This window comes from Photorhabdus aballayi (assembly GCF_026153155.1).
GTDB classification, from domain to species: domain Bacteria; phylum Pseudomonadota; class Gammaproteobacteria; order Enterobacterales; family Enterobacteriaceae; genus Photorhabdus; species Photorhabdus luminescens.
Map to the genome: position 1 here is coordinate 1 of NZ_JAPFCD010000054.1, position 23909 is coordinate 23909.

Annotated in this window: 26 protein-coding genes; 16 read left to right on the top strand and 10 right to left on the bottom strand. The window is 42.6% G+C overall.

The genetic code is table 11. The features are described 5' to 3' along the window. Positions 1-217: 217 nt before the first annotated feature. The 3 genes from OO184_RS25500 to fliE form a co-directional block, all read right to left on the bottom strand. Positions 218-610, bottom strand: coding sequence for a DUF7823 domain-containing protein (locus OO184_RS25500; RefSeq protein WP_446500475.1), 393 nt, complete (start codon positions 608-610; stop codon positions 218-220). 179 nt (positions 611-789) lie between these two features. After that, positions 790-1035, bottom strand: coding sequence for a type II toxin-antitoxin system Phd/YefM family antitoxin (locus OO184_RS20040; protein ID WP_265380709.1), 246 nt, complete (start codon positions 1033-1035; stop codon positions 790-792). A 91-nt stretch (positions 1036-1126) separates the two neighbouring features. Beyond that, positions 1127-1438: a flagellar hook-basal body complex protein FliE gene (gene fliE / locus OO184_RS20045; protein WP_049581949.1), complete on the bottom strand. Its 312-nt coding sequence runs from the start codon at positions 1436-1438 to the stop codon at positions 1127-1129. A gap of 284 nt (positions 1439-1722) precedes the next feature. Here fliE and fliF point away from each other — a divergent pair, with 284 nt between their 5' ends. From fliF to OO184_RS20120, 15 genes are all read left to right on the top strand, one after another. Beyond that, the gene (fliF, locus tag OO184_RS20050; RefSeq protein WP_265380710.1) at positions 1723-3426 is read left to right on the top strand and encodes a flagellar basal-body MS-ring/collar protein FliF; all 1704 of its coding nucleotides are present in this window, start codon (positions 1723-1725) and stop codon (positions 3424-3426) included. Further along, a complete protein-coding gene (gene fliG / locus OO184_RS20055) occupies positions 3423-4415 on the top strand; it encodes a flagellar motor switch protein FliG (RefSeq protein ID WP_265380711.1) in 993 nt (330 codons plus the stop codon). Before fliF ends, fliG begins: the two co-directional genes overlap by 4 nt. Then, entirely contained in the window at positions 4408-5112 is a 705-nt protein-coding gene (gene fliH, locus OO184_RS20060; protein ID WP_265380712.1) for a flagellar assembly protein FliH, read from the top strand. Before fliG ends, fliH begins: the two co-directional genes overlap by 8 nt. Further along, complete coding sequence (gene fliI, locus OO184_RS20065; protein WP_265380713.1) at positions 5112-6476, top strand: flagellar protein export ATPase FliI; 1365 nt, start codon at positions 5112-5114, stop codon at positions 6474-6476. Before fliH ends, fliI begins: the two co-directional genes overlap by 1 nt. A gap of 42 nt (positions 6477-6518) precedes the next feature. Continuing rightward, the gene (gene fliJ / locus OO184_RS20070; RefSeq protein ID WP_049581956.1) at positions 6519-6962 is read left to right on the top strand and encodes a flagellar export protein FliJ; all 444 of its coding nucleotides are present in this window, start codon (positions 6519-6521) and stop codon (positions 6960-6962) included. Continuing rightward, the gene (locus tag OO184_RS20075) at positions 6962-8311 is read left to right on the top strand and encodes a flagellar hook-length control protein FliK (protein WP_265380714.1); all 1350 of its coding nucleotides are present in this window, start codon (positions 6962-6964) and stop codon (positions 8309-8311) included. Before fliJ ends, OO184_RS20075 begins: the two co-directional genes overlap by 1 nt. A 305-nt stretch (positions 8312-8616) precedes the next feature. Then, a complete protein-coding gene (fliL, locus tag OO184_RS20080) occupies positions 8617-9093 on the top strand; it encodes a flagellar basal body-associated protein FliL (protein ID WP_265380715.1) in 477 nt (158 codons plus the stop codon). A 5-nt stretch (positions 9094-9098) separates the two neighbouring features. Next, positions 9099-10103, top strand: coding sequence for a flagellar motor switch protein FliM (gene fliM / locus OO184_RS20085; RefSeq protein WP_265380716.1), 1005 nt, complete (start codon positions 9099-9101; stop codon positions 10101-10103). Next, positions 10096-10515, top strand: coding sequence for a flagellar motor switch protein FliN (gene fliN / locus OO184_RS20090; protein WP_049581960.1), 420 nt, complete (start codon positions 10096-10098; stop codon positions 10513-10515). Before fliM ends, fliN begins: the two co-directional genes overlap by 8 nt. Before the next feature lies 1 nt (position 10516). Next, a complete protein-coding gene (gene fliO, locus OO184_RS20095; RefSeq protein WP_265380717.1) occupies positions 10517-10972 on the top strand; it encodes a flagellar biosynthetic protein FliO in 456 nt (151 codons plus the stop codon). Positions 10973-11021: 49 nt separating this feature from the next. After that, on the top strand, positions 11022-11738 hold the full coding sequence (gene fliP, locus OO184_RS20100) for a flagellar type III secretion system pore protein FliP (RefSeq protein WP_214053280.1): 717 nt from the start codon (positions 11022-11024) through the stop codon (positions 11736-11738). Positions 11739-11758: 20 nt separating this feature from the next. Beyond that, complete coding sequence (fliQ, locus tag OO184_RS20105) at positions 11759-12028, top strand: flagellar biosynthesis protein FliQ (protein WP_049581963.1); 270 nt, start codon at positions 11759-11761, stop codon at positions 12026-12028. A 2-nt stretch (positions 12029-12030) separates the two neighbouring features. Then, positions 12031-12813 (top strand): flagellar biosynthetic protein FliR, encoded by a 783-nt coding sequence (gene fliR, locus OO184_RS20110; protein ID WP_265380718.1) that lies wholly within the window; start codon positions 12031-12033, stop codon positions 12811-12813. A 192-nt stretch (positions 12814-13005) separates the two neighbouring features. Further along, the gene (locus tag OO184_RS20115; RefSeq protein WP_265380719.1) at positions 13006-13413 is read left to right on the top strand and encodes a cytidine deaminase; all 408 of its coding nucleotides are present in this window, start codon (positions 13006-13008) and stop codon (positions 13411-13413) included. Positions 13414-13996: 583 nt separating this feature from the next. Then, complete coding sequence (locus OO184_RS20120; protein WP_265380720.1) at positions 13997-14206, top strand: hypothetical protein; 210 nt, start codon at positions 13997-13999, stop codon at positions 14204-14206. A gap of 814 nt (positions 14207-15020) precedes the next feature. On the opposite strand, the gene OO184_RS20125 is transcribed toward OO184_RS20120, so the two are convergent. The 7 genes from OO184_RS20125 to OO184_RS20155 all read right to left on the bottom strand — a co-directional run bounded on the left by OO184_RS20125 (position 15021) and on the right by OO184_RS20155 (position 22712). Further along, positions 15021-15944 (bottom strand): hypothetical protein, encoded by a 924-nt coding sequence (locus tag OO184_RS20125; protein ID WP_265380721.1) that lies wholly within the window; start codon positions 15942-15944, stop codon positions 15021-15023. A 109-nt stretch (positions 15945-16053) separates the two neighbouring features. Then, positions 16054-16977 (bottom strand): hypothetical protein, encoded by a 924-nt coding sequence (locus OO184_RS20130; protein ID WP_265380722.1) that lies wholly within the window; start codon positions 16975-16977, stop codon positions 16054-16056. A gap of 109 nt (positions 16978-17086) precedes the next feature. Then, positions 17087-18007 (bottom strand): hypothetical protein, encoded by a 921-nt coding sequence (locus OO184_RS20135; RefSeq protein ID WP_265380723.1) that lies wholly within the window; start codon positions 18005-18007, stop codon positions 17087-17089. Further along, the gene (locus OO184_RS20140; RefSeq protein WP_265380724.1) at positions 18004-19596 is read right to left on the bottom strand and encodes a hypothetical protein; all 1593 of its coding nucleotides are present in this window, start codon (positions 19594-19596) and stop codon (positions 18004-18006) included. Before OO184_RS20140 ends, OO184_RS20135 begins: the two co-directional genes overlap by 4 nt. Positions 19597-19605: 9 nt before the next feature. Beyond that, positions 19606-19875 carry a type VI secretion system PAAR protein gene (locus tag OO184_RS20145; protein WP_088371926.1) on the bottom strand — a complete coding sequence of 90 codons (270 nt, stop codon included), beginning with the start codon at positions 19873-19875 and terminating at the stop codon, positions 19606-19608. Positions 19876-19900: 25 nt separating this feature from the next. Beyond that, positions 19901-20743 (bottom strand): DUF4123 domain-containing protein, encoded by an 843-nt coding sequence (locus OO184_RS20150; RefSeq protein WP_265380725.1) that lies wholly within the window; start codon positions 20741-20743, stop codon positions 19901-19903. Continuing rightward, the gene (locus tag OO184_RS20155) at positions 20736-22712 is read right to left on the bottom strand and encodes a type VI secretion system Vgr family protein (RefSeq protein ID WP_265380726.1); all 1977 of its coding nucleotides are present in this window, start codon (positions 22710-22712) and stop codon (positions 20736-20738) included. Before OO184_RS20155 ends, OO184_RS20150 begins: the two co-directional genes overlap by 8 nt. Positions 22713-23374: 662 nt before the next feature. Between OO184_RS20155 and OO184_RS20160 the strand changes: the two genes are divergently transcribed. Next, positions 23375-23698, top strand: coding sequence for a hypothetical protein (locus OO184_RS20160; RefSeq protein WP_265380727.1), 324 nt, complete (start codon positions 23375-23377; stop codon positions 23696-23698). Positions 23699-23909: the final 211 nt, after the last annotated feature.

The following is a 23909-nucleotide window of genomic DNA, read 5'->3' on the forward strand; positions in this document are numbered from 1 at the left end:
TAGCCCTGTGATTTAAGTTGATTGTGAAAAATAAAAAGACCACGCCGGAGCGCAGCCTTGAATAATCTAGCAATACAAAAATTCCAGATATTTAGTTGTAAACTCTAAGTTTACTACTGATATATACGAAGAATCCCCCCAGTTGCCCCTCTCTTAACCAGAACTCTGACTAAGATACAGAGCATTTGCCAAGGTTGAAAAAAATCAGCTATATAAATTAATCATGCCAATTACAGTAAAAACGGAAGGTTTTATCTATTTGTTTTAACAGATCACCTATTTTCTCAGCTTCACTACTTTTATATTGTGGAGAATAATAAACTGACTCTTTTATACGATGCCCAAGATGGTATTTGACTCCATCTACTATAATTGTTAGTTTTTTATTTGTAACACTTGTCAGATGGTCTTTGTATATAGATAATTTGGTCAAATTTATATCTAATGTATGCCCAAAAATAAGATCTTCGCTTTCTTTCCAATAAAAACCACTAACAGTTTCATTCCCATTGCTTATATTTTTTTCAATCGTAACTAAATTTTTATTACTATGATCCCCCCATTCTTTATATGATAGCGTTAGTAATCTTTTAGAGACCGCGCTTATTATGGTGGGACGGAAAAATCAGGCTTGTTCAGATTCCTTTTAATGACCACCTCCCATATTGACGCTGCACTAAAACATAAGGGTTTTGCCGGTATCTTCCAAAAGATCAACAACATCACTTCTCAGTTTTTCCGGTTCATATGCCATAAACAGCAAGATATTAGTATCTAACAGCAATTCCATTAAAAATATTTTCCTTCGAACATATGAACAATTTCGGCCCTGTTCATATCGTCAAAATTGGCGGGAACACTACCTTTGCCTTTGAGGAAACCTAATTTGCGTTTAGGCTTCTCTTCTCTGTATGCGACAATTTTAACCAGTGCATGACCATTCTTGGCGATCACTACTGATTCTCCAGTGCGAACAACTTCCTGAACAATTTTGGACAGGTTAGTCTTCGTATCGTAGATATTAATCCTTTCCATAACATCACCTCTACCTCTTGATGTATACACTTTAAATGTATTTGTTTTTATTGGTCTGGTCAATTTGGTTAGACCAATTTATGGCGCACTATTACACCGGCATATTCATAATCTCCTGATAAGAAGCCACCAACTTATTTCTTACCTGGACGCCCATTTGCAAAGCGATACTGGATTTCTGCATCTCCACCATAACATCATTCAATTCAACACCGGGTACACCTAGTGTAAAATCCTGAGTTTGTTTTGTAGCATTCAAACGTGTCTGATTAATTTTACCAACAGCCGCCATCAGTTGACTGGCAAATCCACTCTGCAATGGTATTGGTTTTGCGATACTTGCTGCCTGTGACGCCTGAACTTGCATCAGTTGCAGCACGCCTTCAATTGCCTGAATTGACATAAAAACCTCGTGTTAAACCACTCTATAACCTACTCAATTCAATGCCATATTAACCCAAGGTATATACGGCATATTTTTAGACTGCCACCCTAACATAGCCCTCTCGATCTAAAGCGGGTAATTAAAGTAAAAAGTCTGGGCTTATTGTGCCATTAAAAGATGAGTGAACAGCGAATAATGACAAAACTGAAAATAGGAAGAATTTTTTCGCTTGCGTATGGGGAGTCTGTTTTGTTACGCCACGCTTTTAGTATTCATGTTGAACAGCAAGGCAAGGATCGTCTATGAGTGCCGCAACAACTGACGTTGAAAATCAAACTAGAGGTTTCAGTGCTATCATTAACCAGATAAAAGCTGATCCTAAAGTGCCATTATTAGTTGCCGGCAGCGCAGCCGTTGCGATTGTCATTGCCCTTTTCCTGTGGTTACGCAGCCCTGATTATCGGGTGCTTTACAGTAATCTAAGCGATAAAGATGGCGGCGATATTGTCACCCAATTAACCCAATTAAATATCCCTTACCGTTTTGCCGAAAATGGCGCTGCTATCATGATCCCTGCCGAACAGGTGCATGAGACACGACTAAGATTGGCGCAACAAGGGTTGCCTAAGGGTGGAGCTGCTGGATTCGAACTACTCGATAAAGAAAAGTTTGGGATCAGCCAATTTAGTGAGCAAGTTAACTACCAAAGGGCATTGGAAGGTGAACTGTCACGCACCATTGAATCTTTGGGGCCGGTGCAAAATGCCCGTGTTCACCTTGCACTCCCGAAACCCTCGCTGTTTGTCCGTGAACAGAAATCGCCCTCAGCTTCCGTGACCGTTGGATTACTACAAGGCCGGACCCTGGATGAAGGCCAGATAAACGCCATTGTTCATATGGTTTCCAGTAGCGTCGCTGGCTTACCACCGGGCAATGTCACCATCGTTGATCAGACCGGACGTCTATTGACCCAAGCCGATGCTACTGGACGCGATCTAAACACCAGTCAATTGAAATACATTCAGGAAGTGGAAAATCGTTTCCAGCATCGTATTGAAGCGATTCTATCCCCGGTTGTCGGTCGTGGTAACGTTCACGCACAAGTGACAGCACAGGTGGATTTTTCACGCCGTGAAGAGACAGCGGAAGAATATAAACCTAACCAACCCCCAAATCAGGCTGCGGTTCGCTCAAAACAGTTGAGTGAAAGCGAACAGAGCGGCGGGCCTATGGTTGGCGGTATTCCTGGTGCGCTTTCCAATCAACCGAGCCCGCCGCCGAGTGCGCCGATTGATAAACCAAATACCAAAGAGAACAATAAAAACGACAAGAGCGATAAGAAAGCCTCATCCACGGGTAACAGTAACGAGCGCGTGGTGAACAATAATCGCAATAACCGCCGTGACGAAACCACAAACTATGAAGTGGACCGGACTATTCGCCATGTGCAACAGCAAGCCGGCGGCGTTGAACGCTTATCTGTCGCCGTTGTCGTCAATTATGTCACGGTGGAAGGCAAAAATGGCCCGGAAACTCAGGCATTAACACCTGAGCAATTGGCAAAAATAGAATCGCTGACCAGAGAAGCGATGGGCTTTTCTAAAGAGCGTGGCGACAGTTTGAATGTGGTTAACACGCCATTTACTGAAAGCAAAGAAAATATCGAGGTTATTCCTGTCTGGCAGAACCCAGTTCTGTTGGAAAAAGCCTTCGATTTTGGCCGTTACCTGCTATTGATTCTGGTGGCATGGCTGCTGTGGCGCAAAATGGTTGTTCCTCAACTTGCCAAAAAACGCGCTGCGGAAAAAGCCGCCCTTGAAGCACAGAAAGTTCAGAAAAGACAAGTGACTGAATCGAGTGCGGAAATGGATGAAAAAACACGCCAGAGACTGACGCGTCAACGAGTCAGTGCTGAAATTCAAAGCCAACGCATCCGCGAACTGGCAGAAAAAGATCCTCGCGTAGTGGCGCTGGTGATCCGTCAATGGATGAGTAACGAACAATGAGCCTGAACGGAACAGAAAAAAGCGCCGTCATGTTAATGACCCTGGGAGAAGATCAGGCGGCCGAGGTGTTTAAACACCTGAACTCCAGGGAAGTCCAGCAACTCAGTATCACAATGGCGGGTATGCGCCAAGTTTCCAACCAGCAACTGGTGGATGTACTGGCAGAGTTTGAAGAAGATGCCGGCCAATATGCGGCACTGAGTATCAACGCCAGTGACTATTTGCGTTCGGTGCTAATTAAAGCGCTAGGTGAAGAACGTGCTTCCAGTCTGCTTGAGGATATTCTCGAATCCCGTGAAACTACCACCGGTATTGAGACCCTCAACTTTATGGAACCTCAAATGGCAGCCGATATGATCCGTGACGAACATCCACAGATTATCGCTACCATTTTGGTTCACTTAAACCGCGGACAGGCAGCCGATATCCTGGCGCTGCTTGATGACAAATTACGCAACGATATCATGCTACGTATTGCCACTTTTGGCGGCGTACAGCCGGCGGCACTGGCTGAACTCACAGAAGTGCTCAATAACCTGTTAGACGGCCAGAATCTCAAGCGTAGCAAAATGGGCGGCATTCGTACCGCGGCTGAAATTATCAACCTAATGAAAAGTCAGCAAGAAGAGAATGTTATCGAAGCCATGCGCGCCTACGATAACGAGCTGGCACAAAAAATCATCGATGAAATGTTCCTGTTTGAAAATCTTGTCGATGTGGATGACCGCAGTATCCAACGCCTGTTGCAAGAAATCACCACTGACTCCCTGCTCATTGCACTGAAAGGCTGCAACCAGCAACTGCGCGATCATTTCCTCAACAATATGTCTCAACGTGCCGCAGAGATTATGCGCGATGACCTGGCAAACCGTGGTCCGGTACGTATGTCGCAAGTGGAAAGCGAACAGAAAGCGATTCTGCTTATTGTTCGTCGTCTGGCGGAAAGCGGCGAGATTATCCTGAATGGCGGCGACGATAGCTATGTCTGATAAGTTAAACAATGCTAACTGGCAACCCTGGAAACCAAACGAACTGACACAGTGGGAAAAACTACGGGCCAAACCAGAGCCCGTTGATGACTCACAGGAAGACTCGGAGCGTGATGAAATCCTTGAACAGGCGGCAATGCTGGATAACCTGAAAGAGCAAGCACGACAGACCGGCCATGAACAGGGATTTAGCGAAGGTCAAGCGCAAGGTTATGAAAAAGGCTACCAAGCTGGCTTAGAATCCGGTTTGGAACAGGGGTTGCAAGAGGCTATTCAGCAACAGAAACCTATCACAGAGCAGTGGCAAAATCTGCTGGCCGATTTCCAACACTCACTGGAAGGACTTGACACGATCATTGCATCCCGTTTGATGCAACTGTCACTGACCGCTGCAAAACAGATCTTAGGTCAGCCTGCGATTTGTGATGGCACTGCCCTACTCAATCAAATCCGCGAATTTATTCAACAGGAACCGATGTTGAGTGGTAAACCTCAATTGCGGGTTCATCCACGGGATATGCCAATGGTTGAACAACAATTAGGCAACACGCTCTCATTACACGGCTGGCGCTTACTGGCAGATAGCAAACTGCATCCTGGTGGTTGCAAAATCAGTGCAGATGAAGGCGATTTAGATGCCAGTCTGGCAACCCGCTGGCACGAATTGTGCCGGCTGGCCGCACCGGGAGAATTGTAATGACAGCAAGACTCGGGCGCTGGCTGGCGACACTGGATGCTTTTGAGCAGAAACTAGCGAAAACCTCGCCAGTGCGTCGTTATGGACGTCTGACCAGAGCGACCGGGCTGGTGATGGAGGCAACGGGTTTACATCTGCCTCTGGGGGCAACCTGCCTGATTGAGCGACAGAATGGCAGCAATATTGAAGAAGTTGAAAGTGAAGTTGTCGGTTTTAATGGCGAAAAACTTCTCCTCATGCCACTTGAAGATCTGGAAGGCATTGTCCCCGGCGCCCGGGTATACGCCCGCCCGTACAGTGAAGATTGCGGCAGTGGACGCCAGTTACCGCTTGGCCCGGAACTGTTAGGACGAGTTTTGGATGGCGCCGGTCGTCCATTGGATGGTTTGCCGTCGCCAGATACCGGTTATCGTGCGCCACTCACCACACCGCCAATCAATCCTCTGCAACGTACACCAATCAGCGATGTACTGGATGTCGGTGTACGAGCGATTAATGCCCTACTGACCGTAGGTCGCGGGCAACGTATGGGGTTGTTTGCCGGTTCTGGGGTCGGTAAAAGTGTCCTACTTGGCATGATGGCCCGTTATACACAGGCTGATGTGATTGTTGTTGGCTTAATCGGTGAACGTGGCCGTGAAGTTAAAGACTTTATCGAAAACATCCTTGGCGCCGCTGGCTTAGCCCGCTCAGTGGTTGTCGCCGCACCCGCCGATATTTCACCGCTATTACGCATGCAAGGCGCTTCCTACGCCACCCGTATCGCTGAAGATTTTCGTGATCGGGGTAAACATGTATTGCTGATTATGGATTCATTGACCCGTTACAGTATGGCGCAACGTGAAATTGCTCTGGCCATTGGCGAACCACCGGCAACCAAAGGTTACCCGCCTTCGGTTTTCGCCAAACTTCCGGCGCTTGTGGAACGTGCAGGGAATGGAGTGAACGGCGGCGGTTCCATTACCGCGTTCTACACCGTACTCACCGAAGGTGATGATCAACAAGACCCAATAGCCGATGCAGCCCGCGCAATTCTGGATGGTCACATCGTCCTCTCCCGTTCGCTGGCAGAATCAGGGCATTACCCGGCAATTGATATTGAAGCCTCTATCAGTCGCGCGATGACCTCCCTCATTGATAAGCCGCACTACCGGCGGGTACAGCAGTTCAAGCAACTACTCGCAAGCTATCAACGCAACCGTGATCTGATTAACGTCGGTGCTTATGCGGCAGGCAGTGATCCGCTATTGGACAAAGCCATTGAGCTCTATCCCTACATGGCGCAATTTCTACAGCAAGATATTGAAGAGCGTAGTGAATATGAAGCGGCCTGCATTCAATTACAACAGTTGTTACCTACGTAACGTAACGATTTTCTGGGTGTTGCCATTAAAGCGAGGAATAAGATGCAGCAACAATCACCTCTCATGACCTTGCGTGACCTTGCACAAAATGCAGTGGAAAAAGCCGCCACTCACCTGGCGCAAGTTCGTCAGAACCATCAGCAAATGGAACAACAACTCGCAACGTTGATGGGCTATCAGGATGAATACCGGGAACGCCTGAATGACACACTAAGTCATGGTATGCCATGCACCACTTGGCAAAATTATCAGCAATTCATGAAAACGCTGGAAAAAGCGATTGAACAGCACAAATTGCAACTCAATCAATGGCAACAGCGGCTTGATACGGCTTTATCACAGTGGCGGGAAAAACAACAGCGCCTCAATGCTTTCGATACCTTGCAACAACGGGCAGATAACAACCGAAGATTACATCAGAACAGAACGGAGCAGAAACAGATGGATGAGTATGCCCAACGTAGCGCACAACGGAGAAATAAATAATGAATCTCACTCTTTTGCCTGCCGACCTGAAACCGACAGAAAACCAACCCACTCGCAGTGATTCACGCCCTGATGCCGATCAGCCTTCGGCTTTTGCTCAGTTTCTTAATCTGGAAACCGAACTGGCACCAAAAGGTGCGGTTAAACCAGGAAAAATGTCATCCAAAGAAGAAAAAGAAATTACAGATGATACAAACAACGGTTTGTCGCCACTATTATCTACTTCAACTGAATTATCTACTTCAACTGAATTACCTATTTCAAATGAACTATCCATCTCAAACAAATTATCTATCCCAAATGAAATACCCACGGAGTCTATTACCTCCTCGCTGATTCCCCTTGATGCAAAAACAGATGCCAACAAACAACCGGCTCCTGTTGATGAACAACTTATGTCAGCAGAAGAGCTGGCGGCAAGTTTACCCATACAATTATCCGGGTTAGCCATCAAATCAGAAAACCAGAAAAGTGGCCTCCAACCTGACGGACTCACCAAGCATAATGATAAAAACCGTCAAATTAGCGTTAAAGGATTAGTCGCTATGGGATTATCGACTGAGGAAAACCCTCAGACAGCGACTCCAGAACAGCTAAAACAGGAAGAAGAGCTTTTTAAAACCAAACCTGAAAATGGTCTGGCGCAACATTCTCCAGTAAAGCCCAAGCTTGCTTCGACAACCATTCAGCACGGAATTCAAGTTGAAAGTGCAACGCAAAATCATCCGCGTGAATCCGCACTGATTCAGACCACCGCTCAAGCTGAGATCCAACACGCGCCGGCCGCCACTGAAAATCAACAAATCGGGCAAATCTCCTCTGTAACAACCTCTCCCCTGCTCTCCGCAGGGCACAATCAGACAGCCCAGTTTCAGTTATCCAGCGCTTCTACCCCATTACTGAATGCCCAGTTGGGTAGTGAAGAGTGGCAACAACAACTAAACCAGCAAATTATTTTATTCAACCGCAACGGCCTGCAACAGGCAGAATTACGCCTGCATCCACAAGAGCTAGGCGCATTGCAAATCCGTATGTCTGTTGAAGATAATCAAGCGCAATTACATCTGGCATCGGCTCACAGCCATGTCCGGGCGGCACTGGAAGCAGCATTACCTGGACTTCGCCACGCACTGGCAGAAAGTGGTATTCAACTGACTCAAAGCAGTGTCAGCAGTGACAACGCCAGCCCGTGGCAACAAGAACAACGCTCTGATTCACAACATTCAGGCGGAACCGCAAGTCACAATGCTGATACCGCCTCAGAAAACCATTCCGCTACCGAATCCACAGTACGTTTAGCCCCTCATCAACTGGCATCGGCTCGGGGAGGTGTGGATATTTTCGCCTGATGAGGGAAGGTATATACCCTATGGATTTCAAGATGCATCGCGACGGCAAGACAGAGAATCCCCGGAAGCATAGCAAACTATGCGACCGGGGTGAGCGAGCGCAGCCAACAAAGAGGCAACTTGAAAGATAACGGGTATAAACAAGGCTCACAACAAACGAACGAGTTAGTAGTTTTTTCCCCGTTTGTTCCAGCTATTGCCTACGGAAATACGCGGGATAATGATCATCGATATTGATGGATAAGTCAGTCCACCACGGAACGCGTGGACATTTATCCGCAACAAAAACAGGAATTTGTCTGTCCATGTCTGACTATAGCTACGAGCGTAAACGCAAAAATCCATTTGGGATGATACTGTTAGTACTGATTGCCGTTATCGGCGCCGCCATCGGGGGATACAGTTGGTGGGCGCTTAAACAGGCAAAAGAGAGTGACTCTACAGCATCCAAAGCCATAGAAACCCCGGTCTTTATGACTCTGGAACCTTTTACCGTCAACCTGATCGACAATGAAGATCACTTTGACCGAGTGCTCTACATTGGTGTGACTTTACGTTTAGCCGATGAAAAAACTCGCCAGCGCTTCCACGAGTATCTGCCGGAAGTTCGTAGCCGTATGTTATTGCTATTATCACGCCAGAAATCAGCCGATCTGGCGCATGACAGCGGTAAATTGCGTCTGATGGACGACATCAAGCAAACACTTCTCCCAACCTTGGTGCCCGGTGAGCCGGATCAGGTCATCACCGATGTGCTGTTTACCACGTTTATTCTGCGATAATCACCATGAGTGACAATATTCTTTCACAGGCAGAGATTGATGCTCTGCTCAATGGCGACAGTGCCAGTGACGATGCAGAAAATACCGCGTCCAGGGAAAATGAGGTTCGCCCTTATGATCCTAATACCCAACGCCGTGTTATTCGGGAACGTCTGCAAGCACTGGAAATTATTAATGAACGCTTTGCCCGTCATTTCAGGATGGGGCTGTTTAACATGCTCCGCCGTAGTCCTGACATTACTGTCGGTGCAATAAAAATTCAGCCTTATCACGAATTCGCCCGTAATTTGGCAGTACCGACCAACCTTAATCTGGTTCATCTGAAACCGTTGAGAGGAACAGCGCTGTTCGCATTCGCGCCAAGCTTGGTTTACATCGCGGTAGATAACCTGTTTGGCGGTGACGGACGTTTCCCGACCAAAGTAGAAGGCCGTGAATTCACCCATACTGAGCAACGAGTAATTAACCGGATGTTGCGTATGGCGCTGGATTCCTATCGCGACGCCTGGAGCGCCATTTTCAAAATTGAAGTGGAATACGTTCGCTCTGAAATGCAGGTGAAATTCACCAACATCACGACATCACCGAACGATATTGTGGTGACAACGCCGTTTCAAGTGGAAATTGGGGCGTTGAGCGGCGAATTTAACATCTGTATTCCGTTTGCCATGATCGAACCCCTACGGGAACGCCTAACCAATCCACCGCTGGACAATGTGCGGCAAGAAGACAGCCTGTGGCGAGAAAGCCTGGTAAAACAGGTTCAGCATTCAGAGCTGGAATTGGTCGCTAACTTTGTTGATATCCCGCTGCGGCTGTCAAAAATCCTGCAACTTCAGCCGGGCGATATCTTACCTATTGATAAACCCGAACGCCTGATCGTTCACGTCGATGGTGTGCCGGTGCTCACCAGTCAGTACGGAACATTAAACGGGCAATATGCCCTGCGTGTCGAACATCTTATTAACCCTGTTTTAAATGCTCTGGATGAGGAACAGCCCAATGAGTGATGCTAAGCAACCCACAGATACCGCTTCAACCGGATCTGCCGAAGATATGTGGGCAGAAGCTCTGGAACAACAGGCCGCGCAACAACAAACCTCTGACAGTAGCGCGTCAATTTTTGAATCTCTGGAGCCTCAGGATACGCTGGCTCACTTATCGGATATCGACCTGATTCTGGATATTCCGGTCAAATTATCCGTAGAACTGGGCCGGACCAAAATGACTATCAAACAACTACTGAGATTATCTCAAGGTTCGGTTGTTTCCCTTGATGGTCTTGCTGGCGAGCCATTGGATATTTTAATCAATGGATATCTGATCGCTCAGGGTGAAGTTGTGGTTGTATCCGATAAATACGGTATCCGTATCACCGATATCATCACCCCTTCTGAACGTATGCGTCGCCTGAGTCGTTAATATGGCTTTCCAGCCCTCTCTGCATAATGGCGCGGCAGAACCTGTCGCGCAAACCCAAGCGGTTACTCAAGTCACCACATCTGCGCCACTTCCCGCAGGTCAAACACTGATGCAAGTCAGCAGCGCACTGGCAGGCGTATTGCTATTGATTTTCACCCTCACTTGGTTGATACGCCGTATGGGGCTGTTTTCCAACAAAGGGAAAACTCAGCAACAATTAAGTATCAAAGCCAGCTGCTCTCTGGGACAACGTGAACGCGTCGTTATTGTGGAAGTTGAAGATAACTGGCTGGTACTGGGCGTCACTGCTCAACAAATTAATTTATTACATCAGATGCCAATACCTGAGTCCAACCGTGATAACACCGAAGGGCAAGCTATAAAACCAGCAGCGCTGTTTGGTCAGATTTTAAAAAATACGCTGATGCGACAAGGCAAAGATGATGAAAAAAAGTAGTTCTTTCTTTATACCAAGGGATAAGTTTGCCTTGTCATGCCGCCTGGGGATGATACTCGCTGCGCTTATTTTACCGCTGGATGCCGCGGCACAGTTGCCGGGCATCATCAGCCAACCACTGGCAAACGGCGGGCAAAGTTGGTCACTACCAGTTCAGACATTAGTTTTCATTACCGCGCTGACCTTTATTCCCGCAGCCTTACTCATGATGACCAGTTTTACCCGCATTATTATCGTGTTGGGTTTACTGCGTAATGCTTTAGGCACCCCATCGGCGCCGCCTAATCAGGTTTTACTTGGACTGGCGCTATTTATGACGTTTTTCATTATGTCGCCGGTTTTCGATAAAGTTTATCAAGATGCTTATCTACCTTTCAGTGAAGATAAAATCAGTCTGGAAACCGCTTTAGAAAATGGCGCCAAGCCATTACGGCAATTTATGTTGCGTCAAACAAGAGAAAACGATTTAGCGTTATTTGCTCGTCTTGCTGATCAACCGCCATTTGAAACTGCCGATTCCGTTCCTATGCGAGTATTAATGCCGGCATTTATCACCAGCGAATTGAAAACCGCTTTTCAGATTGGTTTTACGCTGTTTATCCCATTTCTGATTATTGACCTAGTCGTCGCCAGCGTATTAATGGCGTTGGGGATGATGATGGTGCCGCCCGCCACTATCTCACTGCCCTTTAAACTCATGCTATTTGTCTTAGTTGACGGCTGGCAATTACTACTGGGTTCTCTGGCACAAAGTTTTTATGGTTGACCTGAAAAGAGACAGACATTATGACTCCTGAATCAGTCATGGCATTGGGAACAGAAGCCATGAAAGTCGCACTGGCGTTAGCGGCGCCGCTGCTGTTAGCGGCTCTATTGTGTGGTTTAATTGTGAGCTTGTTGCAAGCTGCAACACAGGTTAACGAAATGACGCTGTCATTTATTCCCAAAATTCTGGCGGTATTTGTCACGACCGTTATCGCCGGACCCTGGATGTTAAACCTATTGTTGGACTACATGCGTGAGCTCTACAGCAGCATACCCGTGATAATTGGCTAATTATGATCTCTTTTAACAGTGAAATGCTGATCCAGTTCGTCAGTGAATTTTTCTGGCCGCTGGTTTGGGTGCTTGCGCTGTTCAGTACTGCGCCATTATTCAGTGAAAAACAGGTGCCTAAGAAAGTCAAAATTGGACTGGCGGTGATGGTTACACTGCTCTTGATGCCAAACCTGCAACCTGCGCAAGTGCCTATTTTCTCTGTTGCGGCATTCTGGGTGATGCTCCAGCAAATCTTAATTGGGGCATCACTTGGCCTGACAATGCAAATTGCCTTTGCAGCAGTACGTCATGCCGGTGAAATAATTGGTTTACAGATGGGGCTTTCATTCGCTACTTTTTTTGATCCCTCCGGCGGCCCTAATATGCCTATATTGGCACGAATCTTTAACCTATTAACCTTACTATTATTTCTGGCCTTTGACGGTCATCTATGGCTATTATCGGTTCTGGCGGATACCTTCCAAATTCTTCCGGTACAACCACTGCAACTCAGCGCTCAAGGATTTTTACTGCTAGCACAAAGCGCCAGTATGATATTTATCAACGGCATGATGCTAGCTCTACCATTAATAACACTATTATTAACACTGAATTTATCATTGGGGATTTTAAACCGGATGACACCACAACTTTCCATCTTTGTGGTCGGTTTTCCATTAACACTGACTACCGGCATATTGGTACTCACGCTTTTAATCCCGATGTTAGCGCCATTTACCGAGCGTATGTTTAGTGAATTATTTAACCGACTGGCAATTATTATCAGTGGTATGGTTATTTAAGGGCATTCTTTAAACCGGAATTGATCTAAAAAAATTATAAGTATTCTACACAAAATAAATCGTACTGTTCTATACTATAAATTCTGTCGATAAGAAAAAGACAAGCGCATTTTATTATCAACTAACCGCTTATTTTCAAAGATGTTATTAACATAGAAAAAAATAAGCTAATTAGAACGGAGTAATAAATTAATGAATATAGAACAAGAGTTATATAATGCCGCAGTTAACTTAATTGAAAAACGATACCCTAAAGGATGGGGCGGCGCTGCCTCAGTACGGACAGAATCGGGCAAAATCTTAACCAGCATTGCCCCTGATACCAAAATTGACGCATTATCCCTTTGTATGGAAGTTGGCGCTTATTTAGAAGCCCATAAATTGAATGAAGCGGTAACACACTCTTTATGTCTCTACCGTGAAGATGCCGGCTGTGAATATATCATTTTGACGCCATGTGGAATATGTCAGGAACGTCTGGTTCATTGGGGAGGCTCAGTAAAAGCCGCGGTGACTAATGATAAAAATGAACTGTTATTTAAAGCCATACGTGAACTGCAACCTTATCACTGGTCAGCCATTAATGGAGAAAAGCTCTAATATTACCCGTTATCTTTCAAGTTGCCTCTTTGTTGGCTGCACTCACTCACCCCGGTCACATAGTTATCTATGCTCCCGGGGATTCGCTCCCTGGCCGTCGCGATGCATCTTGAAATCTATAGGGTATATATGTGATTTATTTTAACTTGGTTATTTATTTTATTGCCAAGTATTAACTATTTATAGTGGTTAATACTTGGTTATATTAAATGAAATTATATTTTAACAAAACATTACCACCAAGACATTAAAATAATATAACAATAATTTAATCATCAAGGTACATTAATTTTAAGCTTTAACAAGCCAGAATTATAAATAATGACCATCATTTTCATTTATTAATTTAACTAAGGATTATCAATATACCATCTCACTTATTAAAGATATTTTAAATAAAAAATTCACAATATTATTTACGAGAATAAATAACAGACAATAATAAATTTTTTACAAATAGGTGACACTATTTCGGATTTAAGTTTATCTAAATATTATATTTTACTATCCTTCTGGTAGTATTCTACCCATTTAATTACTACACTGTACTTACTTTGTAACACATTTAGATGGAATAATAACTATGAGCGAAACTACTTTTACCTTTAGAGTTGATGACGCCTTGAAAAATGACTTTACCGCGGCAGCGAATGCCCATGATGCTTGGTTCCGCAGGCAAATAGAAATAGGCCAAGCTTCTACCGATGCTGGTAATCTAATTCCAGCCGAACAAGTTGAGGATAAATTTTTAGCCCGCCGCAAAGCTACACTCCGCCGTTTTGAGGCCAAGTAATGCAATTATTTTGGATGCCAGAAACCATTCAAGACCGTGAGGAAATATTACATACCGCCAGACAATGGCCCAAATCTTGACACCTTACATGACAGGAAGCGATATTTCCCTCCTTCATAGTTCTTAAGCTATCCTTGTCTTGCCAATGCAAAATCAACCTTTCTCAATATCAGTTCTTCTGGTACCGAAAAGCGATTTACAAAAAGTATCGGGACTGGAAATCTTCTCAATAATTCAATTGGATATAACAAAGTTAAACGACGTCAAAAACCAGATTAGCAAAAAATAGCAAAGATAACTTTAATATCCCTTGAATTCTTATATCAAGGGAGGATTTAACTTAGTTAAAACCTTTCATAAGGAGAGTTAATGGAATTTAATCGAAAATCATTAACCATTAATAGTGAGTTGAAAATAAATCTACATGTAAAACAATATTACCCAAATAGATGGGAATTAAGGTACTTTCCCGCTGGTTATTTTTTATTTTATGAAAAAAATCGTAAAAATAACGCAATAAAAAACAGATAGATAGTGTGGATTGTCAGACACACACTGTTTTTTCCCACCAAGGAAATCGTCACCGGTATACCACCCGCTTTATCAACCACTCAAATATCCCCTATCGGCTCAATCTGGTTATAATGAAAAACCCGTTTACCCACTTTTAATACTAACTTTGTGAATACAAGGGGACGGAGTTTTACAATCACAAACGGCACTTTTCATGTTAATCGAAAGCATAGCCTTTCCTTACCTCTCAGTATTAACTGAAAAAAACAGTTAATACTGAGTTATCTAAAAAAAGCCATAATTACCTTGAGATAACCACTTTTCCATTGATTAAAGAGAAGAGAGGGTTAAATGTTTGACCATCTTCACTATTATTTTTATCCTCAATTAATAATGGAGATTGTATTCCATCTTTAACTTCAAATCGGAATAATCGGCCATCCATATAGCGCACCAGTTTATATTTACTCCAGTCTATCGGTACTGCCTGATAACCCCTATCAAAGTAATGCTTAAAATCCAAAGAATCAAAATGGATTTGTTCAGTACTATCATTGGCTTGAGATTCCTCATGCAACGTTAATTGATAGGCTGTTTTCAATGCCGTTAAGTCCTGATTTTTCAACATTTGCCAAATATCTTCATAGGCTTTTTTAACCAACTCAGTACTTGTCACAGTCTCCGGCAAAGGGGTAGCCGTTGTCCAGGCCCAAGCAGGCAGATCATTTAATGTCACTATTCGTTGCGCATAATAAAACCCCCTATCTTTAAGATTTTTTTCTGTGATTTTACTGTACTGAGCGGTATCAATATTAAAATTAACAGATTTCATACTGGTTGGCTCCAACGTGCCATTTTTATCTGCCACACTAGCGATAATATTAGTCACTTCATCAGATTCATAAGGAGTTACTCTTACCAGTTTGACCTTACACTCCGTACCTTTTTCTTGATAAACATATTTCTCGTCTACATCAATAAACGGAGCCATTTCGATATAAATAGTATTCTTACCATTTTGCAATACTGGTGCAACATTGTAACCCGTTGATATTGTTCCAGTCCTTGAACCCAGATTGCTTAAAATATAGATCCCATTGACTCTGAGAACACAATAAGCACGGTTTGTTTCTAAATAAGTGATATATTTAACTTTATCCATAGTATTTTTCCCATAAGCTGATATTGAAAATAATATCATGAAGAATAAAAAAATCTTTTTCATTGCTATAACCTCAATTTATATGTCAATTTCTATTTTGATTATATTTCCTTATCACTCAGTATTAACAATCATAAACAGCTAATACTGAGTTAATTAAAACAAACCATAATTATCTTGAAATAACCACTTTTCCATTAATTAAAGAAAAATAAGGGCTAAATGTGCGACCATTCTCACTATTATTTTTATCTTCAATTAATAAAGGTGAATTATTACTATGCTCAAGCTGGAACCGAAATAACCTCCCGCCCATATAACGTACTAATTTATATTTACTCCAGTTTATCGGTATCGCCTGATAACCGTTATCAAAATCTTTCTTAAAATCCAGAGAATCAAAAAAACTTTGTTCTGTACTATTATTGGCCTGAGCATGTTCATACAACATTAATTTTGATACCGATTGTAAAGCGGCCAAATCTTTATTTTTCATTATTTGCCAGACATCTTCATAAGCTTTTTTGACCAGTTCAGTACTTGCTTCCGTTTCCGGCAAAGGAGTAGCTATAGTCCAGGCCCAAATAGGCAGATCATTTAATGTCACTGTTCGTTCGGCGTAATAAATACCCTCATCCTTGAGATTCTTTTCCGTAATTTTACTATACTGCTCGGTATTAGTATTAAAATTAATGGATTTCATACTATTAGGCTCTGCTATACCATTTTTGTCGGCCACACTAGCGATAATATTCGTAATTTCATCCGACTGGTAAGGTGTCACCCTCACCAGTCGAACTTTACATTCCGCATCCTTATCTTTATAAATGTATCCCTCTTTTGCATCACTAAATGGAGCCATTTCGATATAGATAGTATTTTTACCATTTTGTAATAATGGTGCAACATTGTATCCTGTCGAAATAGTTCCAGTCATTGAATAAAGGTTGCTTAAGGTATATATTCCATTGATTCTAAGGACACAACGTACCCGATTAGTGTCTAAATAAGTAATATATTTAACTTTATCCATTGTATTTTCCCCATAAGCTGCTAATGAAAACAATGCCATAAAAAATAGAAAAAATTTCTTCATTGCGATAACCTCAGTTTGTATATCGATCTCTATTTTGGTTATATTTCCTTATCCCTCAGTATTAACTGCAAAAAAAAATTAATACTGAGTTATTTAAGAAAGGACATTGTTATCTCGAAATAACCACTTTTCCATTTATTAGAGAAAAATATGGGCTAAATGTACGACCATTTTTACCATCCTTATCTCTGATCAATAATGGCGACTTGTTGCTATCCCCAATTTGAAACCGGAATAATCTGCTCCCCATATAACGTACTAGTTTATATTTACTCCAGTCTATCGGTATAGCCTGATAACCGTTATCAAAATCTTCCTTAAAACCCAAAGAATCAAAATAACTCTGTTCTGTACTGTTATTGGCCTGCGCGTGTTCATACAACATTAATTTCGCCACAGATTGCAAAGCAACTGAATCTTTATTTTTCATTATTTCCCAAATATCTTCATAAGCTTTTTTAACCAGTTCGATACTTGTTTCTGTTTCTGGCAAAGGAGTAGCCATAGTCCATGCCCAGACAGGTAAACCATTCAATGCAATAGTTCGTTCTGCATAATAAAAACCTTCATCCTTGAGATTCTTTTCCGTAATTTTACTATACAGTACTGTATCGGTATTAAAATTAACAGATTTCATACTATTAGGCTCTGCTATGCCATTTTTATCTGCCACACCGGCAATAATATTCGTGATTTCATCCGACTGGTAAGGAGTCATCCTCACCAAACGAACTTTACACTCTGCATTCTTATCTTTATAAATATATCCTTCTTCGGCATTACTAAATGGAGCCATTTCAATACGAATAGTATTTTTACCATTCTGCAATAATGGTGCAACATTATATCCTGTCGAAATGGTGCCAGTCATTGAATTCAGATTACTTAAAGTATAAATACCATTTACCTTAAGGACACAACGTGCCCGATTAGTTTCTAAATAAGTGATATATTTAACTTTATCCATAGTATTTTTCCCATAAGTGGATAGTGGAAGTAATGTTATAAAAAGCAAAAAGACTTTTTTCATTGTAATAACCTTAGTCTGTATGGAGACTTTTCTTTTAGCAATTTTGGATATATTTCCCATTTTTTTTTCTTATCATTTAATTTACTTTGTTGCTTAACAGAATCATCTCCACTTTCAGATGGTGCTACTCCCACCCCATACTCCACATAATAACTGGCGACAATCCCATGATGAAAAAACACCAGAGATAATTCCTTATCCTGTTTATCCAGTTCAAAACATCCTTCCGCTTCAATATCCGCGCCAGCTTTAAAATATCCTTCCACCAGATAATATTTAAACCCGGCTTGAATATTAGTTTCCGCCTTAATCGCTAGCGTACCTCTTACCATATCCCCCAGTTGAAATTCCATTTTATGCTCTTCATTACTGGCATATTTAAATGACAGATTTAACGCCCCTTCCAGAATCATATCTAATTGCGCCCCCAGATAAGCTCCATTCCGTCCCTCTTCCACCGCCGCCTTACCTTTTAATCCCTGTTCACGAATTAAGGCGATTAATTTCTCAACCCCAAATTCCGTCGCAAACGCCTCAATTAAATCCAGCCGCAGTTTTATCCCAATCAGCGGCGCTAACGCCACCGAAACCGCATGCTCAAAATAAGCTGCGTCTCCATGTGTGGCATTCACCAGTTTACTGCCGCCGCTTAATTTTATTTCCGGAGTCTGGATTTCCACCTCCAACAGTTTAATTTCCTGACTGCCTTCACTGGAAAACAGTTTTTGCAACGTCTCAACCGCCTGCAAGCCTTTATTCACCAGACCCAGTTTTTTACGTTTTTCTTTAAATTCTTTTTCCAGTTCACGTGTAAGTGTGTGGGAATAAGGACCCAGCGTATAAGCAAAGCTCCCTTCGGCAGTTAACGTGTCCGTTAATTCATAACCCGCCGTGTGTTTATGCCAGTTTTGACCGGGCTTTTTCGCGTTCGGATTGGTTTTCTTTCTCTCCTTCAGCGCCTCCGCTTTTCTTTCCGCCGCGCTTCTTTCCCGTACTTCTTGTTCTGCCCCTATCGTCACATCCAGTGTCCATTCATATTGCGGCAACACATGGATTTTGGTGCTAAGGGCATCCACTCTCCCTAGCATCAACATTTTCACTTTATCATCCGGCAAGAGAAATGAGCGCTGGGCAAAAGGCTGACCGTAACATTGCGTCAGGGTCAGAATATAATCCGTATGCGGTAAACAATTCAGATCCCCCTTCTGAAACAACCACGATGCAATAAAACCTAACGGATCACTTGCTATCGGATCAACCGGCAAGTTATGACGGGAAAAACTGATTTCATAATCTACTCCCGGTCCCTTAATTGGATTTTTACTCAATTCATAAAATTGAAACGCCGGGTTATCCGGGCTATAGAAAATCGCTTTGGGACAGTGTGCATTCTTCGTTATACACTGCTTTCCCACCAATGAAACAGACACCGGTATCCCCTCCGCTTCATCAACCACCCAAATATCCCCTATCGGTTCAATCTGGTTATAGTGAAAAACCCGTTTCCCGACTTTTAACACTAATTTGTGAATACAAAGGTCCGGGATTTTACAATCACAAACCGCACTTTTCATATTAACTGAAAGCATGTTTTTTCCTTAACCAATATTAACACTACCACCACCAATCACAATTCCACCACAACTCACCGCATCACCGGTTCTTGCCGCAGGTTTACCATCAACAAAAACGGTACTGGAACCACCGGCAATTATGCGTGAATGAGATGAATGCGGCGCCAAACTATCGCCCTGACGAGCTAAAGGAATACCGTCAACTTTCACACTGGTCGATCCCGAAATAACCGGTGTCGCGCCACAATCACCATGCGCCGTGCCAATATCACCAATCTTTACCGCATTACCCATATTTATTCCTCCATATCTGGCAAAATTAAAATAATTTGTCTTTAAAATGGAACCAAGGTACTGATGAATCACCTAACTCCTGTAATAGCAACTCTTCAGCCCGTATATGTCCCGGTTCACAGATATTATTCAATATACTTTTACAACGAGTAGGCGATTCTTTAACAGATGAGTATCTTCGTAAGAAGAATAACTTTAATATTCCTCTGACACTGTGATCATCCGTAATACCGATATTTTTTAACTCGGTAATTAGCCCCCGAATATAACCAACGTAATCAAACTCCTCAATAGTTTCCCATTCGATAATTAATGCTGCCAATGTCTGTACATAACGCTCAGCAAAAGCAGCCTCAATCTTTTCCAGTTGTTCCGGCGTAATCGATAATAGCTTTCTTTTGCTACTAGCATCCCGTGGATATTGTTCTCTATTAGCAAGAAAATCATGACTTTGAATATTGCCCTGATAGTTGGTGGCAATTTTATCTATCGGCCCCATGAAACAGTGAATTTCCCAGTCACTGAGGACACTGAGAAACTCCCAGATATTACGCGGATCATAAAACCGGAAAAATACCGGTTTATCCTGTTCAGGTAATAATACTTGTAAATATTTACGCAAATGCCGACGTAATGTTTTCATATCCGCCTGAGAGCTTAAGAAAACTCCCCAAGGTATGTTACAGTTCTCCAAATAAAGTTTTAACTTTTCTGTCACTTCCACTAAATAAGGCGCCACCTTAAGTAATTCAGGCGGTAAAGATTCATCATAAAGACAGGTAAACGGTGGATCAAAATGCTCCAATATAAGAAACAATTTGGATTCTGTCGCGGCGTCAATGACAGCATAAAGTTTTTCTTTAACCATTGTTATCTTTCTCCTTCGGGCAATGTGCGACAAACATCGAACCGGCATGAGCCGCACTCTGCAAAATCGCCGGATTAACCGGTTGCAATAAGACGCCGGGGTTACCACCTGAATTTAAGTTAATAGACGCACCTTTTATATCTACGCCGCCACCATGAATAACAATAAAATTATCGCCTACTTTCAGGGTGATTTTGCCGCCGCCTGTTATCGTAATGTCATCATTGGTATCGATGCTGAATACACCCTGTATTTTCTGTATTACATCGCCTTTGACCTGTAAGGCTTTGTCACCATCAACCTGATCGATATAGTCACCGGTGGTTTTATGTTCCTGCTGCCCATCAACCGTTATTTTACGGTTATTGGCAATCACCAGTTCGTCATCATGGCCAATGCTGGTGGTACGGTTGTAATTAATTCGCTCATCCCGGGAATTAAGCACCTTAATCGCCAGATTTTTCTGAGCATGAATAAACACCTCTTCTCGGTCTTTTTCATCTTCAAATCTCAGTTCATTAAAACCATCCCCTTTATGGGTTTTTGAACGAATGGACATCTGGGTTTTTGATATCGGCAGATGATTAGGCACAACATTAGCGGCATGATAGGTACGCCCAGTAATAATTGGCTGATCGGGATCGCCATGTAGAAAATCCACCAACACTTCCTGCCCTACACGCGGGATAGCAATCATGCCCCAACGCTTGCCGGCCCAAGCCTGACTGACTCTGATCCAACAGGAACTTTGGTCATTGAATTTGCCATATTGATCCCAGGCAAACTGCACCCGCACACGCCCGAATTCATCACAAAAGATCTCTTCCCCCTCCGGGCCAACCACAGTCGCAATTTGTAGGCCATCAATACGCGGCTTAGGATAAGGCGAGGGACGCCATACCCGGTTACGATCGCCAAAGGTGAAATCATTCGTTAAGGTCGTCCCCATTTCACCATAACGGGATTCATCCGCTTGCGGCTGTCTACCGTGATGGCTGATGCTAATGACCCGCCACTGGGTATTAAATTGCTCTTTCGGATGATCAGTCAGCGTAAATCCTGATGCCGGCGCCAGAGCAAAACAATCACTTTGCCCACGACCAAACATAGCATCAGCGCGCAGCGCTTCCAGACGAAATTGACTCAGGCGCTCGCCAATCGCACCTTTTTTAAAGCGCCCGGGAAAATCATAGTAAGTGTAACTGGGCAAATCTGAACGCTGGTGGTTAATTTGGCGTTCATAATATTCATATTCAGCCCCCCACAATGAGTTTTTAAAAGTACGATCCTTCAACTCAATATTGGCAATCCCAACCTGTTCACGCCAACAGAATCGATTGATGCTGCATTGGCTTCCTGTCGCATCCAATTCTGGGTGATAGGGCAATGAAAATGTTTTATTTATCCACTGAGTATCACTAAAAGCAATTATCGATTCACCCCGCTCTTGTTCAAAATTAAAATAATAAAATATCCCTTCATCAGCCAATAAACGATGAAGAAACACTAAGTCGCTCTCATCATATTGCACACAAAACTCTCGTTCAGGATGTTCATATCTCAAGTGATAATAGAAGTCTCTGACACCATTTTCTTTCAATAATATTTCAATAATCTCGATCACAGATTGATGCTGAAAAATACGGGAATTAACCCGTAATCCCGCACGCCATAAACTAGGGTGAAGGGTCAAGGAATAATAACTGCGATGACGACCTGTCGTACCTTGTTCAAACTGAGTCACAATCCCAGTAACACTGCGCTCTGGTTTTCCATCACGATAAACGGTCAGTGTCGCAAAATGATCCAGAACATCCGCAAAATCAATATCCGGGTCAGCACTGGCTAATGTCACCTCCAGACAAAATAATGTTGATAGCGCTTCATCTAGCGTAAAGTCAACCACAGTAAAAGTTTTCTCCGGGAGACTACCCGCAGTAAGTGTAAAAACCAGCCCTGAATCTGTCATTACCTTCCTCCTGATTGCGTGAGGTCGAGATTCAGGGAATTAAGCAGATCACGTAAAACAACCATAATTTCACCCTCTTTTACTTAAATGATTACCGCACATTGTTCATTAACCAAACTTTATCTGTTCAACATATGAGCGGGAGAGTAGAAGATGAAAGAAATAATCAACTTATTTTTTCAAAAAAATGATATTTTATTCTGGTGAAAAGCAGGGATTTTGGCGGAAAATTTCAATATATTAAATAGGTTACGTTAAAACGAACTATACCCGTCATCTTTCAAGTTGCCTCTTTGTTGGCTGCACTCACTCACCCCGGTCACATCGTTATCTATGCTCCCGGGGATTCGCTCCCTTGCCGTCGCGATGCATCTTGAAATCCATTGGGTATATAATGATTTTATTAATCAAAATCGCTGGCCTGAATCAGTAATAAAAACAAAAGAGGAAACCGAATTAACATAATATTTCAAACGATATACTTTTCTTTTCCACTTATTAAATTTGAATTCAAATAATATAAATTCATTTATTTTATTCCTTTTACATTACTGATAAATTTCAATATTTAACTGTTATGGGAAAGTGTTAAGTTAAATTTCACAGATCTAATTATCTGCTTATATGTAACATAATAACCGTCATGATAAGGAAACAAAAAAATGAAACTTATACATATAAACCCTAATCAAACTTTTGAGCTTTATACTGGTGGAAATATCATAATGCCGACTACTCATTACCCTAGTTTTAATATAAAAAACAACGGTCCGGCACCTATTAGAGCAGTAAATTATTGGGCGCCTCCCTTCGGAGATTACAATCAGTATGCTTTTATTGATATCCAACCTGGTGAAACTCAATTTTTCCGAAGAGTGCCTAACCCGGTTTACTTCTACAAAGTCGTAGTTATCAATCTCAGTAATTACCAACATGCAGAAACCGAAATTACTGAATTCTATCCTAGTCCACATCCGGTACTTTAAGCTTCAACAATATATTTTTAATATGACTTTTTATTTCAGCATATATTTAACTGCAAAAAAACAGCATTCACTTTATTAACCGATAAAAATAAGGAAACATCTATAGGAATATTAACCAAGAAAGAAAAATAGCATTATTTAAATAATAAATAATGACGTAGAATATTTAACTGATAAAATCGCTGGCCTGAAAACCAGCGATTAGAGTAAA